Source organism: bacterium, assembly GCA_040755795.1.
In the GTDB taxonomy this organism is placed as follows: Bacteria; UBA9089; CG2-30-40-21; order CG2-30-40-21; family SBAY01; genus JBFLXS01.
The window spans coordinates 1-1273 of sequence record JBFLXS010000709.1 but is presented as its reverse complement, the minus strand read 5'-3'; the positions used below and the strand labels follow the sequence as shown (position 1 = coordinate 1273).

Below are 1273 nucleotides of genomic sequence, written 5' to 3'. Positions count from 1 at the left end.
CACCCATTTCTCCATCAGCCATCTTGTCCCCCTCCTTTTTCAGTATAGATTGAGTAAAAACCCTTCTCTATATAAATCGGCAAAGGGGAACATTATCTTAAGCTATTTTTCGGATAGGCTCTAAATAGGTTAGTTCAGAAAATAGATCAGGCTATCTTTTTCTATTTCTGTCATAAGCCCTCTAAATTCTCCTATCCAACAGAAACTTATGCTATACCTGATTATAACGGTGGATTGGAGGAAGTAAACACATTAGAATCTACAGATCCAGAAGATATTGATTGGAGGAAGCGGTCAAATTTTAGCAACTTATTTACAGATATCCGAAGGAATATTGAAAGGTTCGGAAATACTACTAACCACCGAAAAACTGTAATTGTTATATCTGATGGAATTCACAGTACCACACCTCAAGATAAAAGAGATCGGATTGAACGCATCCCTGGCGAGGTAGCCAAGGCAGTAAGATTTTTATCTTTTGGCACCGAAACACCAAATGGTCTATTGCTGGATACCGAAATAATTCCAATTGTGTTAATACTTGTCGCAAATAAGAAGGTCAACGGAGATAATAATGTTCAGGTTTGGGACACTACCTTGAGAAAAACTGGTGGCGTAGCCTGCTATTACAATAATTCTAATAGTGAAGAAGTTTTATCGAAGGTGTGGGCTTGTATAGGGCGAAAAGATAAGATATGCTTTGAGAAAAATCTCAATACTGATACTGAACATAGGTGGAATCTTAATGAAATGTCAAAAGATTTTAGACAAAATATGCGAATATCACTTCCTTACATTATCAGGTCAAATCTTATCAGTCCAATTAATCTTACAATTGATGGAATAGTGACTGAAGTGACTGAAAATGGGGAGAAAAACTCCATTTCATCTAAATTCTCTAGTGATGAGAACCCAGTAAAAATCAACAGTAGAACTAATAATAATCTTTTTAGTGAACAAAAAATAACCGTGCTCTGCGAAATAGCAGGTAATCACAAAATTGAGACAGGGAAGGACTATATAATTTCTCCAAATTTCAGCGCTAATGGGATACCACCAAATACAATTAGAAATCCAAAACCAATAGAGATTGGAAAGGTATATCCGCCAATAGAGATAGAATCAAAGTCAAGCCTAAATTCTATTATCACCTATTTCGAACCGATAGTTATTCCCACTTTTTTCTTGGTCACTTGAACTGAAACTCTAAGGAGTGGTTGTTCAGCCAAGGAACTTTGGGGTCAATCCCTTTGCTTTTAAGTTTCTCTTCTAA

The 1273-nt window shown here is 36.1% G+C and carries 1 protein-coding gene; it reads left to right on the top strand.

The features are described 5' to 3' along the window. Window positions 1–234 precede the first annotated feature (234 nt). On the top strand, window positions 235–1197 hold the full coding sequence (locus tag AB1414_21110; GenBank protein MEW6609912.1) for a hypothetical protein: 963 nt from the start codon (window positions 235–237) through the stop codon (window positions 1195–1197). Window positions 1198–1273 lie beyond the last annotated feature (76 nt).